18 protein-coding genes are annotated in these 15,260 nt (G+C 35.0%); 7 read left to right on the forward strand and 11 right to left on the reverse strand.

From position 1 onward, the window contains the following. The first annotated feature begins 5 nt into the window (after window positions 1–5). The 5 genes from KKG99_14510 to KKG99_14530 are packed head-to-tail and all read left to right on the forward strand — an operon-like array spanning window position 6 to window position 1,678. Window positions 6–173: a hypothetical protein gene (locus KKG99_14510; protein MBU1014207.1), complete on the forward strand. Its 168-nt coding sequence runs from the start codon at window positions 6–8 to the stop codon at window positions 171–173. 17 nt (window positions 174–190) lie between these two features. Further along, complete coding sequence (locus KKG99_14515) at window positions 191–553, forward strand: hypothetical protein (GenBank protein MBU1014208.1); 363 nt, start codon at window positions 191–193, stop codon at window positions 551–553. A 6-nt stretch (window positions 554–559) separates the two neighbouring features. Then, window positions 560–1,111, forward strand: a complete 552-nt coding sequence (locus tag KKG99_14520) for a hypothetical protein (protein MBU1014209.1) — start codon at window positions 560–562, stop codon at window positions 1,109–1,111. Between the two features lie 31 nt (window positions 1,112–1,142). Further along, entirely contained in the window at window positions 1,143–1,337 is a 195-nt protein-coding gene (locus tag KKG99_14525; protein ID MBU1014210.1) for a hypothetical protein, read from the forward strand. A gap of 5 nt (window positions 1,338–1,342) precedes the next feature. Continuing rightward, on the forward strand, window positions 1,343–1,678 hold the full coding sequence (locus tag KKG99_14530; GenBank protein MBU1014211.1) for a hypothetical protein: 336 nt from the start codon (window positions 1,343–1,345) through the stop codon (window positions 1,676–1,678). 10 nt (window positions 1,679–1,688) lie between these two features. Here KKG99_14530 and KKG99_14535 read toward each other — a convergent pair whose 3' ends face one another. After that, complete coding sequence (locus tag KKG99_14535) at window positions 1,689–2,963, reverse strand: tyrosine--tRNA ligase (GenBank protein MBU1014212.1); 1,275 nt, start codon at window positions 2,961–2,963, stop codon at window positions 1,689–1,691. A gap of 107 nt (window positions 2,964–3,070) precedes the next feature. On the opposite strand from KKG99_14535, the gene KKG99_14540 reads away from it, so the two are divergent. Beyond that, the gene (locus tag KKG99_14540; protein ID MBU1014213.1) at window positions 3,071–4,081 is read left to right on the forward strand and encodes an NAD-dependent epimerase/dehydratase family protein; all 1,011 of its coding nucleotides are present in this window, start codon (window positions 3,071–3,073) and stop codon (window positions 4,079–4,081) included. An 84-nt stretch (window positions 4,082–4,165) separates the two neighbouring features. After that, window positions 4,166–4,687, forward strand: a complete 522-nt coding sequence (locus tag KKG99_14545; protein ID MBU1014214.1) for a flavodoxin — start codon at window positions 4,166–4,168, stop codon at window positions 4,685–4,687. On the opposite strand, the gene KKG99_14550 is transcribed toward KKG99_14545, so the two are convergent. From KKG99_14550 to KKG99_14595, 10 genes are all read right to left on the reverse strand, one after another. Beyond that, entirely contained in the window at window positions 4,684–6,138 is a 1,455-nt protein-coding gene (locus tag KKG99_14550; protein MBU1014215.1) for a transporter substrate-binding domain-containing protein, read from the reverse strand. The genes KKG99_14545 and KKG99_14550 overlap by 4 nt on opposite strands. A 216-nt stretch (window positions 6,139–6,354) precedes the next feature. Continuing rightward, on the reverse strand, window positions 6,355–7,473 hold the full coding sequence (locus KKG99_14555; protein ID MBU1014216.1) for an ABC transporter permease: 1,119 nt from the start codon (window positions 7,471–7,473) through the stop codon (window positions 6,355–6,357). Next, the gene (locus KKG99_14560; GenBank protein ID MBU1014217.1) at window positions 7,473–8,579 is read right to left on the reverse strand and encodes an ABC transporter permease; all 1,107 of its coding nucleotides are present in this window, start codon (window positions 8,577–8,579) and stop codon (window positions 7,473–7,475) included. Before KKG99_14560 ends, KKG99_14555 begins: the two co-directional genes overlap by 1 nt. 4 nt (window positions 8,580–8,583) lie before the next feature. After that, window positions 8,584–9,318: an ABC transporter ATP-binding protein gene (locus KKG99_14565; protein MBU1014218.1), complete on the reverse strand. Its 735-nt coding sequence runs from the start codon at window positions 9,316–9,318 to the stop codon at window positions 8,584–8,586. After that, the gene (locus KKG99_14570; protein ID MBU1014219.1) at window positions 9,305–10,237 is read right to left on the reverse strand and encodes an ABC transporter ATP-binding protein; all 933 of its coding nucleotides are present in this window, start codon (window positions 10,235–10,237) and stop codon (window positions 9,305–9,307) included. Before KKG99_14570 ends, KKG99_14565 begins: the two co-directional genes overlap by 14 nt. A gap of 25 nt (window positions 10,238–10,262) precedes the next feature. After that, a complete protein-coding gene (locus tag KKG99_14575) occupies window positions 10,263–10,718 on the reverse strand; it encodes a DUF2147 domain-containing protein (protein MBU1014220.1) in 456 nt (151 codons plus the stop codon). Window positions 10,719–10,728: 10 nt separating this feature from the next. After that, window positions 10,729–11,622, reverse strand: a complete 894-nt coding sequence (locus tag KKG99_14580; GenBank protein MBU1014221.1) for an HlyD family efflux transporter periplasmic adaptor subunit — start codon at window positions 11,620–11,622, stop codon at window positions 10,729–10,731. Between the two features lie 159 nt (window positions 11,623–11,781). Continuing rightward, entirely contained in the window at window positions 11,782–13,053 is a 1,272-nt protein-coding gene (locus tag KKG99_14585) for a TolC family protein (GenBank protein ID MBU1014222.1), read from the reverse strand. Further along, on the reverse strand, window positions 13,050–13,685 hold the full coding sequence (locus KKG99_14590; GenBank protein ID MBU1014223.1) for a TetR/AcrR family transcriptional regulator: 636 nt from the start codon (window positions 13,683–13,685) through the stop codon (window positions 13,050–13,052). The genes KKG99_14585 and KKG99_14590 overlap by 4 nt, the downstream gene beginning before the upstream one ends. 156 nt (window positions 13,686–13,841) lie before the next feature. Then, complete coding sequence (locus KKG99_14595; protein MBU1014224.1) at window positions 13,842–15,260, reverse strand: RagB/SusD family nutrient uptake outer membrane protein; 1,419 nt, start codon at window positions 15,258–15,260, stop codon at window positions 13,842–13,844.

A 15,260-nucleotide genomic window follows, 5' to 3' on the forward strand; every position in this document is an offset into this window, starting at 1 on the left:
TAACCATGTCAACAATTAAATCTGGCGATCGATGTGCCGATTGCCCTCATTGTAAAGTATGGTCGAGCGACCATAAAAAGGCAAGTTGCACTCTTTATACAAGCGATCAGGGGTTCCATCCTGACAGGCCAGCACCTGGCAAATGTGTAAATAAAGTTACCCGCAAATATTAATATCAAAAATATGAATTATGAATACCTTTAAAGTACATCAACTTAAAGTTCATATGACCCCTAAATCGGAAACCTTGTTAAAGTTTCCAGATATTGGGAATGTTGAATTTTCCTTTCCAACGACAATAAAAACAGTCCTTTTTATTTATTGTAACAACAGGGGCTTTGATGAGTACGAATGTTGTGGAAGGCTTTATGCATCGGATAATCCAAAAGAAACTGGAGAGCTTCACATCGGGAAACTTTTTATTACATTTAGTGGGAGTTCCGAGGGTAAAAATTACAAAACCATCATTGAAATTTTGGAACATCATAAGGATGGTTCTTTTACTATTATAACAGAAGATGGGAAGAGAAATCATATTAAAAAATCGTATTAAAATATCATGATGGAATTAACCGGTAATTGTCCATTCTGCAATCACCCTATAGACCCAACAAACGTATCTGTTTTGTGTACGCAATGCGGGCAAATTAATGAACATCACAACATCATATTCAATTGTGATTTTTGTCATACAGATATTGATAAAATGGCTTGCCCAAACTGTAAAAAAGAGTTTACAGGAATATTACTTATTGGGAGCTATAAATATAAAACAAAATTTATTGAACCTTTTAACATCCCTCCGGTTGATAATTTTGAAGCAGCAAATTTCTTAAAAAAAATAACAGGGGATGAAGAATTCGATTTTATATGGGATGAACCACCAAAAGCAATGATGGTATACGAGTTGAAATATGCTTATCCGGAATATAGTTATGCACATGGGATGCTACTATCTATTAGTATTGATTTATGGGAGCATTTATTAAGTAGCGGTGAATTTAGCACAATGGAACCATATTTAAAAAAATACGTTATCGGGAGCATCACCATTGAGTATGGTGGAAACCTCCCAACTACAAGAATTAAGGCCAAGCCCTTAAAACTTTAATTATTCAACTAATAACCAAAAACATAAAAATATGAGCGATTTTTATAGTTGTCCAAACTGTGGGCGAAAAGCAGAAAAATCAGTTTCATCCAATCATTTCCCCTTACACACTTGCCGTAAATGTGGGAGAAAATATTGCAGTAATTGCGGTAATGGAAGCGGAACAATTTGTCCTAAATGTGGATCAACGGATTATTCTGACTATGATAAAGTATATTCAAAATAGATACCATGGGGCTAATTTATACTAAAAGTTTTGGAGGTGGCACTTGTGTTGGACGAATTGATAATTCCGGTAATGTTTATACTGGGTCATTTGGTGGTTCATACAAAGGAAAAGTCGATTCAAACGGATATGTTTTAACCCCAAGCTTATCGGTTGTTGGGAGGATAAATTCAAATGGACAGGTTTATTCTGGTGCTATCGGCGGTAGTTATAAAGGTAAAGTTGATTTATCCGGAAATATCTATGACAATAGTGGGTTTTTATTCGGATCAATAATTGCTAAAGCAGAGCCCCCCAATCAAAGAGCAGGAGGGGCTGCATATTTGATACTTCTAAGATAAGTGTAAAATTTTAAACTACTTTCACCAAAAAATAATTTTTTTTCCCTTTCTGAATCAGGATGTATTTTTTGTTTAGAAGATCTGTTTCGGAAATTTCGTAAGCATCATTCACTTTTTCTTTGTTGACAGAAACCCCATTATCCTTTAACATTCTACGAGCTTCTCCCTTTGATGTAAATATGTTTGTAATATCAGAGAGAAATTCGATAATTCCGATTTTACCATTCACCAATTCACGATTTACTTCACTCTGTGGAACGCCCTCAAAAACGCCCAACAAAGTACGCTCATCCAATTTTTTTAAACTTTCGGTAGTTCCCTTGCCAAACAGGATTTCAGAGGCTTCAACGGCCTGAATATATTCTTCCTCTGAATGTACCCGAACGGTAATATCTTTTGCCAACGCTCTCTGCAATTCACGTAAATGAGGAGCTTCAGCTTGTTGCTTTAATAATTCTTCAATTTCTTTCTCTGTAAACAAAGTAAATATTTTGATGTATCGGGCAGCATCTTCATCCGAAGTATTTAACCAGAATTGATAAAATGCATAAGGTGATGTTCTTTCCGGATCGAGCCAAACATTGCCCGTTTCAGTTTTCCCAAATTTACCCCCATCCGCTTTTGTCACAAGGGGAGTGGTTAACGCAAATGCTTCGCCTCCTGATTTTCTGCGAATTAGTTCTGTACCTGTTGTAATGTTGCCCCACTGATCGGAGCCGCCCATTTGAAGCTTGCAGTTTTTATTTTCGTAGAGCCAATAAAAATCATAGCCCTGAACCAATTGGTAGCTGAATTCAGTAAAAGATAATCCGAATTCAAGCCGTTTCTTCACCGAATCTTTTGCTAACATATAATTGATGGTAATGTGCTTGCCGATGTCACGGATAAAATCAAGGAAGTTGTAATCTTTAAACCAATCGTAATTATTCACCACAATGGCTGAATTTTCGCCACAATCAAAATCCAAAAATTTTACCAATTGCCGTTTCTGTCCTTCTAAATTAAAATTCAAGGTTTCCATATCCAGCAGGTTTCGTTCTTGCGATTTACCTGAAGGATCACCAACCATTCCTGTGGCCCCACCAACCAAAACAACAGGTTTATGACCCGCCAATTGGAAATGCTTAAGCAACATTAAGGTTGCCAAACTTCCAATATGCAATGAATCGGCTGTTGGATCAAACCCAATATAACCGGCGGTCATTTCTTTTGCTAATTGTTCTTCAGTGCCCGGCATGACATCATGAATCATGCCCCGCCATTTTAATTCATCAATAAAATTCATTACTTAGTTTTCTTGCAAATATAAAACTTAATGGGATATAGAGCAGGATGGATAAAGCAGATATTAAAATCCCTTTTCGACTTTCTGAAATTATGTAACTTTGTAAAATGAATTTTGTAACAGGAGGAACGGGATTATTAGGCTCACATTTGCTATATGATTTACTAAGCAGGGGTGAAAAAGTAAGTGCCTTAAAAAGAACCTCAAGTAATATTGAGCAGGTGAGGAAGGTGTTTTCCTATTATAGACAGGAAGGTGATGATTTGTTTAATCAAATTGTATGGGTAGATGGGGATGTTTTGGATCTTTACTCATTGAAAGAAGCCCTGGAAGGAATAGATCATGTATATCATTGTGCGGCGATTGTATCTTTTGATGCAAAAAAACGAGAACAAATCATACAGGATAATGTGTCTGGAACGGCCAACCTGGTTAATGCCTGTTTAGACCAACGAATAAAAAAATATTGTCAGGTTAGTTCAATTGCCGCTATTGGAAAATCAGAAATATCAGGCACAATAACTGAGGACGGTCAATGGCAAAATTCTAAAAATAAATCTGCTTACTCAATAAGTAAGCATCTTTCGGAAATGGAAGTATGGCGTGGAATAGCGGAAGGACTTAATGCCGTTGTAGTAAACCCAAGCATTATACTTGGCCCTGGAAACTGGAATTCAGGGAGTTCTAAAATTTTCTCGACTATTTATGGTGGGTTGCGTTTTTACACAAAAGGCGTTACCGGCTATGTTGATGTACGAGATGTCAGTAAAGCGATGATTTTGCTAATGAAAAGTGATATTAACAGTCAACGATTTATTGTGAGTTCTGAAAATCTTTCGTATGAATATGTCTTTAAAAAAATGGCATCAAATTTAGGAGTTAAAAAACCGGATATTTATGCACGAAAGTGGGTGAGTGAATTAGGTTGGAGAATTGCTAAACTCAGAGAATCAATATTTAATAAACCGGCACTGCTCTCGCGTGAAAATGCAAGGACTGCGCATAAATCATCTTATTATTCGTCTCAAAAATTGATCGATCATTTAGATTTTAAGTTTATACCCATCGAACAATCAATAAAAGATATTTCGAGGTTATTTTTAAACGAGTTTAAATAGTTTGAATCTTTAATAAAGATATCACCATTCAAATATATTCTTAATTTTACACAATTAAACTTTTAACCTTATTAAGTTAATATCATGGAAAAAATTGGAATCATTTATTGGCCAAAAAACGGAAATGCAGAAGCTACTGCACAAAAAATTTACGCTCATTTCAATGAGTCTGATGCAGATTTGATGGACATTACCGCTGTTAAAGCAGAAAATTTAAATAAGTACGATTTAATTATCATTGGAGGTTCAACAGTAGGTGCTGAAATTTGGGAAGAGGCTAAACCAAATAATAAATGGAACGTCTTTTTTAAATCCCTGGATGAATTTAATTTAGAAGGAAAGAAAGTGGCACTGTTTGGTTTAGGTGATCAGGTACTTTATCCCGAAAATTTTGTTGATGGTTTATCAGTAATTTATGATGAGATGAAAAAGAGACGCGCTAAATTAATCGGAGCATGGCCACTTGAAGGTTATTCCTTTACAGATTCAAAAGCTATTGAAAATGATCAATTTTTAGGCTTGGCTATTGATGAAGATAACGAAAGTGAACTTACCGATATTCGAATAAATAAATGGTTGGCTCAACTTAAAAAAGAAATGATTTAATTCTTGATCAAATTACTATAATGATTATAACGGTCTAAGATTTCAACAACGAAATTATAAGGCTCAGATCCTCTGCAATATCCATATCTTACCACACTATCCCGATAATAGACCGGATTGGATTTTTGCAATAGAAAAGTATCTACATTATTGGTCCAGACATTTGGATCGCGATCATATTTTTCGGCCAGGCGCCGGGCATCCCAAATATGTCCCAGACCAACATTATACGCTGCCAGTACAAATTTTTTCCGCTCTAAACTATCCGAAACAACATCCTTAAATTGTGTGTCGAGCCAATGCATATATTTAACTCCCGCTTCAATCTGTTCGGAAGGGGATGAAAGACTATCTATTCCAAATATTTCTGCTGTTTCAGGCATTAATTGCATCAGGCCAAAAGCGCCTCTCCACGATTCAACCTGTGTTCTAAAACCGGATTCCTGATAAACAATTGAAGAAAGAAGCTTCCAATCCATGCCATATTTGGCACTTATATCCTTGATGATCTCATCATATTTAGAAATCTTACCACCACCTATAGTATGAAATTCACTTCGAGCATAATTAACTGTTCTTGGATTTTTAAAATATTTATTATACAATAAACGAGCTGTATACGTATTTTTAAATTCATTCAGCCAATTGTTTAATTCCCGTTTAAAATCATCATCCCTCAGGCGAATACCCCAGGCAATATTTTGTGGAAAACTAACTGCTGTATTAACATCAATATCAGGATGAAAATTTTGGTTAACCAATGCAATGTGCTCATCACTAATTGTATAGTCAATTTCACCTAACGCGACAGCAGTAATTAATTGTTCAACTTCCCTATTGTCATCCTCAATAATATTAATTGTTTGGCCTATTTCATTTGATAAATTTTCAAGGCGTCCTTTAAAAGAAGAGGTTTTTTGTATCACGATTGTTTTTCCGGCCAATTGCAAAGGATTGCGTATGAGCCGGCTTTCAATTTCATCATTGGTTTCTAATTTTCGCCAGTTTTCAGGTTTACGCTGTACCAATACCTGTACTGTCTGATTCAGCGGATCTGTAAAATCAATAAACTGATTTCTTTCATTTGTTATAGTCAATCCTGTTGCAATAATATCAACCTCTCTGTCTTGCAATTTGCGAAAACTCTCTTCCAGGTTATTATTCGTTACAATTTCAAGCTTTACTCCTAAATGTTCTGTAAAAGCTTTGAGAAGCTCGAATTGATAGCCCATTGGCTGCCCCCGATAAATAAAATAATTGGTTGAATTGTAATCTATCAAGGCTGTTAGCTTACCGCTTTGTTGGATCAGCTCCAACGTATTTATCCTTTCAACCTCTTTTCCGTAAACAAAATCCCGTATTTCATCTTTATAAAAAAATGCAACTGAAATGATGAGGCTAAGAGATAAAAGTGGGAAGATTAACCAATTATATAAAAGGCTTCTTTTCATCCGTTATTATATATGTTAATATTGCTTGGATTGCCTGTTCCGGCTCTTGGCGAAAGTAGTTTCCTGAGATATTTACATCCTTGTGTATTCTAAATATGCGGGATGCTTGTTTCATATTTTGTTTTAATATCAAGCGACAAAATTAGGCATTATCACAATATGAGTGATATAAATTTTGTTAAAAAGCCTTAAAACCATGTGACCAAAACTGCTGAATCACGCTATTTTCCTATACTTCCACGTAGCTAAACCAAGAATTATAAAAGCGTAAATTAAAAGGGAAGCAAAGGATTTCCATATATCAATAAACCCTGAACCTTTCAGTAAGATCATTCGAATGACCCGCATAAAATATGCTGTGGGATTAATAATATTTACTTTCTGTGCCCAAACAGGCATGCTTTCTGTCGGGGTAAAAATTCCGCTCATCATGATAAAAACAATCATGATGAAGAAATTGACAAACATTACCTGTTGTTGAGTTGAGGAGAGGGTGGAAATAAACAGACCAATTCCCAGTGCCACTAAAAGATAAACAGCAGCGAATAGAAAAAGCAATGGCAAACTGCCCAACATTGGAATATTAAAAATCAACTTTCCGATGCTTAATCCAAAAGCCAATTCAAATAATGCTATACATAAAAATGGAAATAATTTTCCAACAATAAATTGATATTTTTTGATTGGGCTTACGTTTATCTGTTCTATGGTTCCCATTTCTTTTTCACGAACAAGGTTTAAGGCTGTTAAAAACATGCCTATTAAAGTGATAAGAATCCCAAGGATGCCGGGAAGCATATAAATTTTATAATTCATTTCAGGATTGTACCAAAAAGAATACTCGATATTGATATTTGATTGAGCCGAAGGAGGATTGATATTGATATTTTCGACGATAACATCCCTGTTATAATCAGCAATTACGGATGAGGCATAAACATTGGTAAGCCCTGCTGTTGTTCCATTAATGGCATTAATTAACAATTGAACATTCGCTGTATTTTCTTTTAATAAATCATGTTCAAAACCGCCGGGGATATTCAGGATAAAATCAGCCTTATCTGCTTCTAAGAGTTCTTCCGCCTCCCTTTGTGAAAAAGTATTCAGTTGAATTTGAAAGAAGGGCGAACCTTTAAATTTACCAATCAATTTCCTTGATTCGGAAGATAAATCCTGATCTACAACAACCATGTCAATATTTTTCATTTCAAAAGTTGCTGCAAAAACAAGGATCAATAGCTGCACAATTGGCAACAGAAAAATGATTGGCAACATTGTTTTGTTCCTGAAAATCTGGATGAACTCCTTACGAATAATATGAATGATCGTATTCATTATTCAAGTCTTACTTTAAACTTTTTCACACTCAGGCTAATAAAAATGAAAGTCATTCCAATCAGGATAAGGCTCTCTTTCCATACAAAGAGCAAGCCGGTTCCTTTTATCATTACATTTTTCAGGATAACAATAAACCATCGTGCAGGCATGATATGACTAATCCACTGCAAAAGTACCGGCATGTTTTCAATCGGAAAAATAAAGCCGGATAAAAGAATGGTGGGTAGCATTAAGGCCATCATGGAGATAAACATGGCTACCTGTTGATTTGGGCTTACGGTGGAAATTAATATTCCCAATGATAATGACATTAGAATAAACAACATGCTTTCTCCCAATAACAGCATGAGGCTTCCTTTAACAGGCATTCCAAAAACAAAATAACCTAATAAAAGAATTGTGATTGCATTAATAAAGGACAATACAAAGTAAGGTGTTACTTTTCCTAAAATAATTTGTAAGGGTTTTAATGGTGACACAAGCATTACTTCCATGGTTCCCATTTCCTTTTCCCGGGCAATAGAAATGGAAGTCATCATGGCTGAAACCAACAACAGAATTAATGCCATGGTGCCGGGAACAAACATATAAACTCCTTTTAATTCCTCATTATACAACATACGGGTTTGCGGAATAACCTTGATATTTAGATTAGGCCCCTTATTTAAGCTCAAAGCATAATCCTGAATGATGGCCCGTGTATAATTTAATATCAGATTAGCCGTATTTGCATCTGAAGCATCCGTAATAATCTGGATATTTGCTTGTCCTGTTTTACTAAGGTTTGCAGAAAAATTAGGTTCAAAAATGATGACTTCACGAACTTCTCCTTTTTTAAAAATCTCTTCAATTTGTTTTTCGGTATTCAAATTTTCTTTTAAAATAAAATACCCTGATGACAAAATTTTATTGGTTATTTCGGTTGTTATTTCGTCTTTTGAATGATCTAAAATCGCAATTTTGGCATTTTTTATTTCGCTTGTAACTACATACCCGAAAATTAGGATCAGGGCAATAGGTAAACCAAAAAGAATCAGCAAGGTTCTGACATCCCTGAAAATGTGATAAAACTCCTTTTGTACAAACGATCTGAATAATTTCATCTGATTATTTTCTTGCCAACTTTATAAAAACCTCATCCATTGATTTGGCTTGATACTTATTTTTTAAATTTTGTGGAGTGTCCAATGCACTTATTTTCCCATCTACCATGATTGAAACACGATCGCAGTATTCAGCTTCATCCATATAATGTGTGGTAACAAACACCGTTGTTCCCTGATGTGCCGTTTCATAAATTAATTCCCAAAATTGCCGACGTGTAATAGGATCAACACCACCTGTGGGTTCATCTAAAAAAACAATTTTAGGATCATGCATGATGGCCACTGAAAATGCTAACTTTTGCTTCCAACCCAAAGGGATGGAGCTTATAATTTTGTTTCCTTCATCGGCCAGATTCAATCTAACGAGAAGTAATTTTGTTTTATCCTGAATCTGCTTTTTGTTTAGGCCATAAATACCCCCATAAAAGCGAAAGTTTTCTGCAATGGTCAGGTCTTCGTATAAGGAAAATTTTTGGCTCATGTATCCAATATTGCGTTTGATTTTATTGGTTTCCGAATAAACGTCGAAGCCGGCAACCTGAATATCTCCTGAAGTTGGCGCCGACAATCCGCATAAAATTTTAATCGCTGTTGTTTTTCCTGCTCCGTTAGCCCCTAAAAAACCAAATATTTCACCCTTATAAACCTCAAAATTTAAGTCATCATTCGCAACGAAATGACCAAATTTCTTAACAAGATTTTTTACAGAAATAATGATTTCTTTAGATGTCGCCATGTTTAATTTCGTTCATAAATGCCATAAAACAATCCTCAATATCTGCCTCAACCATATTTAGTCTGATAATTTGATGACCTTTATTTTCAAGAAATGTTTTAATTTCCTGTTCCTCTAGTTCACCTTTGTTATAAGAAATATGGATATTATCTCCAAACCTGAATGCTGAAACTACTTTTTTATTTTCATGCAGATGATTGATGATATCGTACATATTGTCAGTCCGAACTGCAGCAATCTGGTAAGGATATTCTGATCGAATATTTTTAGGCGTATCGATCTCCATTATTTTACCATTTTGCATCAGCGCAACCCGATCGCACAAACTTGCTTCATCCATATAAGGGGTTGACACAACGATGCTAATTCCAAAATTTTGCAGGTTTTTCAGCATTTCCCAAAATTCCTTTCTTGAAACAGCATCTACACCCGTAGTTGGTTCATCTAAAAACAATACTTCTGGCTTATGAATCAATGCACACGAAAGGGCTAATTTTTGCTTCATCCCACCCGAAAGTTTTCCGGCAGGACGATCCTTAAATGGTTCAATTTGCTGATAAATATCCTTGATGAGGTGATAATTTTGTTTTGGAGTGGTATTAAAAATACTGGCAAAAAAATTGAGGTTTTCTTCAACAGAAAGATCCTGATATAAAGAAAACCTGCCCGGCATATAACCAATAATATTGCGGATTTTTTTGTAATCTTTAACTACATCAAATCCTTCTACGGTAGCATAACCGGAGTTGGGGATCAAGAGCGTTGTCAGTATTCGAAATAAGGAAGTTTTGCCTGCCCCATCGGGTCCGATAAATCCAAACAATTCACCCTTTTTTACCGAGACATTTATTCCTTCGAGTGCGACTACTTTATCATACTTCCGAACTAAATTTTCTACAACTACTGACAACGCGCTCATTTAATCAATCAATATTTTGGTAATGTTATTTTACCCTCGTCCAATAGGTCGTTTTTCCTAAAAGAGTTACACCTATAAATCCCCTGATTTTTAATTTATCTTTTTCGACAAATTTCATATAACAGCTGTATGTTTTACCGGTTTTTGGATCGTAAATTTTACCATCTTCCCAACTCTCTTTACCATCAAAAACAAAATTTGTCAGTATTTCCAGTCCTAAACGTGGTCTGCTTCTCAGGCTTTCATCAGGGTTAAGTTTATCCAACTTCTCCATACCGGTTTCAGGATCAATATTGTCTTTGATCCAAATAACTTTGCCGAAAAATTTATTATCCACTTTTGTAACTTCAATATGTGCATCTTCATCTTCATTAAGCCAAGTTCCAATTACTGCATCAGCACTTACATTTTGAGCAACAACATTTGATATTGCAAACAAAACAGTTGCAAATAACATTAAGATAATTCTCGTTTTTTTCATGATTAGGTTTTTATTGATTAATAATAGTTTTAAACCTGATTTCTCCAGGCATCCCAATTTTTAAAGTGCCGTCGTTTGCGACGTTCACCTTCATTGCATACACTAAATTAACTCTTTCTTCTTTAGTTTGAATGGTTTTGGGTGTAAACTCAGCTTTTGATGAAATCCAGCTCACCTTTCCATTCAATTGTTTGTAATCATTACCATCGTCGATAAGTACCAGGACCTCTTGTCCTAATTTAACTTCTGCTAATTGGTTACCACTAATATAAACTTTTAATTGCAATTCATTCAAATCAGCAATTTTATATAATGGTTTTCCGAAGGAAGTAATTTCTCCCTCTTCAGCAATTTTAGTCAATACCGTTCCACTTATTGGATTAATTATTTGACAATTGGAAATACTCTCCGAAACCTGGTCGCGTTGCTTTTTCAATGATTCAATTTCGCTCATCACACTTTTACGTTGTGATCGAATGGACAGTATTTGCTTGTCCAAAACTTTCAGGTTTCCGTTAATATCATCCAATTGCTTTTGAGTAGCTGCCGATTCTTTGAACATTTGTTCAATTCTGACCTGATCCTTAAGTGCATTTAGTTTTAATTGCTCCTGAACATTAATTTGAGCATCAAAATTATTAAGCTTTGAGGCCACGGTATTTATTGTTTCGTCAATTTGTTCTTTCTTTAGTACCAAACCTATTGAATCAATAAATCCAACAACAGTATTGGAAATAATCGATTGTCCTTCCTCTAAATTTAATTGCAAGAGCCTGCCATTGGCCTGAGCGGATATGATCACCTCAGTAACTTCAAAATTACCGAAAGCATCTGATTGATCCTTATCTGTAGCGCAGGAAATGAGGAATGAGAGTGTGGCGATAATTATTAATTTATTTTTCATGTGTTTATTTTTTATAATATTAAATCGGTCACATAGCTTGTCCCGATTAATCGGGAGAATACGCCATGAAATAAACATTCACGTTTTATGTGCAATTTTATTTCTCATGGCTATTTCATCCTTAATTATTTTATATTCTGATAAGAAATATATTTTAAGCTAATTGAGTTTACCCATTGTGTATTCATAATCGATTTTCGCATAACTTAATTGAACCTGATGTAGCTGAAGGCTCATGATTGCTTTGGTTTCAGCATTTTTTTCCAATAAATATTCGGTTGATGTTATTAAACCATTGTCAAATTGCGATGACGATGCTCTGGCAACATTTCTTTTCAAATTTACAATTTGATTGTCTTTCAATATCAAGCTTTCCAATCGTTGTATTTCACTTTGCTTTTTGATCAACAACAATTCCAGATTGGTATCAAAAACTTCTTTATTACTGTTAACCATTTGCGACTGGATATCCAGTGTTTTAAGCTCATTTTTTGTTTTTCCCCAATCCAATATTTTCCAGCTCAATTTAGCACCCACAACAAAATAGGGCTCAAAATCATTTGATAACATATTCAAAGCCGGACGCCCAAATCCTGCTTGCCCAAACCCTAAAACCATTGGTTTTCTTCTTAAACTTGTCATTTCTTTAAGCAGACTGATTTTTGATATTTGCAGGTCGAAAAGTGCCAATTCCGGGCGTATTTTATCCTCATCTGAAACAATTTTGGTTTCAGGAATTATAAATTCGTCATTTACCGTTAACTGAAGTCCGGTTAAAATATTCAGGTTTTTTATTGACGACTCAATACCCAAGTCCAGCTCAAAAATATTTTGTTCAATTTTAAGCAACTCTGCCATTAAATTATCCCTGTTTGAAGCCAACATTACCCCATTCTCGACAGCAGATATGATGGTGTTTAATTTCTCTCCCAATTCGTTTTGCAGCAGCAAAATGGCCTTTTTGTTTTCGTTAAGCAGAATGATATTAAAATAGGCAGTTTGAACCAGCTCCTTAACCTTATACAATGCTATTTCGATGTTTTGAACTTCAATGTCAGTATTGGCTTGTTCAAATTCTTTTTGTTTGTTTAAAGCACCGCCATCATAGATTAGTTGCGAAATATCAACATTTAATTTATACCAATCTTTACTTGTTTCAGGGATATTCATACCCGGTATACTAATTGGTAAGCTGGTTACATCTGATTGATATGAAACCTGCCCGTTTAGCATAAATTGCGGCAAAAATCCTGTTTTAATATTTTGAAGTTTAAGATTGTTAGCCGCGATCAATAATTGCTTTTGATTCGCTAAAGGATAATTTACTGAAGCATTGGTTAAACATTGATTCAGGTTCACACTTGGCGTATTCTGAGATAACAAAAATCCTGGCCAAATTACGATGAACCATATCATTATTTTCTTTATCATACTGATATTGCATTAATTATAAACTGACTAACTGCACTTTTTCTTTCCTCAATAAACGCTTTATATTTTATTTCGTTATTTTCCAGCAATATTCCTTTAATTATTGGTTTGGCAACAAAGGGAAAAATACATAATGCAAGAATATTTACGATCAATTGCCTGGCGTCAATTGAAATGATTTTACCTTTTTCCACTTCTACTTGTATTTGCCTGTTTAATTCATCAAACATCAGGTCAACCTCCAAATTATTTTCCTGAAAAATAGATTTAAATACTTCTGTTACATTCGCAGAGTTTCGATTTAATTCATGGATCACAAAGGCAGGAATGTATGGATTCTTTTGAAGGATGGTGTAATAAGTTTCTACAAAGATTTTAATTTTCTCAAATAAAGGAATATCGGCTATTATATTTGCCTGGACGATGGGAAAGAAGTGTTTAAATGCTGCCTTAAATACCTTCTCAAATAATTTTTGCTTTGTTCTGTAATAGTAATGTAAAAGGGATTTATTTATTCCAGCTTCATCAGCAATCTCTTGCATCCTTGTTCCATCTAATCCTTTTTTTAAAAAGACCTCGTGAGCCACATTAAGAATATGGCTTTCTGTTGTTTCATTGATATCTTTTTCCATAAACAATACTTAACCAAGTAATTTAACCATGTTGTTTAACCATGTGGTCAAATTTACAATAATATTTTGAAAAAACAAATTTTAAGCAATTTTTAAGTAATAAAAAAACCCCCTCGCTTTTGGCGAGGGGGTTTTTACTTGTAAATTCAATTAACTTTAGTTAGTAAAACCAACGTTTTGAACCATATTGGAGTTAGCTAACATTTCTGCTTGTGGAATAGGGAATGCATATTTATAACTTCCGTATGCAGGTCCGCCATGTTTTTGAAGAGTACTAATCAAAGGAATGCTTGAATGAGTACGAGCAAGATCATCGAATCTAAATCCTTCGAAAACAAATTCTCTTTTTCTCTCAAGCAAAATATTTGCTTTATTTGCTACAGTAAAAGCATTTGCATTTCTCCTTGAAGTCAACATATTTAGGTAAGTTAACGCAGTACCTGCATCACCTGTTTCAAGAGCTGCTTCAGCATAAATTAAAATTACCTCTTCGTAGCGAATTAAAGGAATATTATCTGAATAATCAGCTGATGGATATTTACCCATGTTCCTTAATTTGAAAGCTTTTGTTGGATCCGGATCCCAGTCGATCATGGCTTTTCCGCCAACTCTGCCACCTCTAACATCATTGTCATCAAAAATGTCAAGGAGTTCAGGTAAAGCACGGATGTCACCATAAGCATTACCACGGAAAATTTGTGATAAACCATTGATGTTATTGTTATCTGTACCACTGTAAGCTAATTCAAAAATTGAATTAACACCACCATCTGTTCTCCAGAAAGCAGCATATTGATTTGCCGGGCAAATTGAATAGGCACCAGAAGTAATAACTTCGTTGGCTAGGGTTTTTGCAGTTGCCCAATCTTCAAAATATAATGCTACTCGGGCTGCCAAAGCTTTGGCTCCATAAGTTGTCATATATTGTTTTGAAGGATTGTTTAAACTATTAGTCATCATAGATGCGGCAGTAGCCAAATCCTCCATAATAAACTGTTTACATTCTACTACAGTATTTCTGGTTGGAAGTAAAGATTCAGGGCCTCCTTTATAGGTTTTGATATAAGGAATACCTACGCCATTACCACCTGTAACATGCTGCTGACCATAAATCCTCAAAAGATCAAAATGACCTAGTGCCCTTAAGGCATAAGCTTGTCCGATGATGTGGTTGATTTTGGCTGCATCGCCTGTAATATTAGCTACGTCTATACCAATTATAATATTTGCGGATGCAATTACCCTATAAATTTGCGCCCATGTATCACCAACAGTTGCGCTTGTAATAAGCATATCCATTTCGGTTTCAGGTTGAAATCTACCGGAGTTTGCATCAGAGAATGATTCGTCTGCACGAATTGTACCAATAATAATCACATCTCTGCCATAGTAAGCAGTAGTGGTGATTCGGTTATATGCACCAAGTAAAATACCCTGTAAATCATCAGCAGTATTTATACTGGTAGCAACGTCTTTTTCCTGTGCTAAAGTAGGATCAAGTGCATCTTTGCCACAAGATGACAGACTGCCCAGAAAGGCAATCGCTATTATTGTATATATAAATTTTTTCATCAT

This window comes from Bacteroidota bacterium (genome assembly GCA_018816945.1).
GTDB lineage: Bacteria > Bacteroidota > Bacteroidia > Bacteroidales.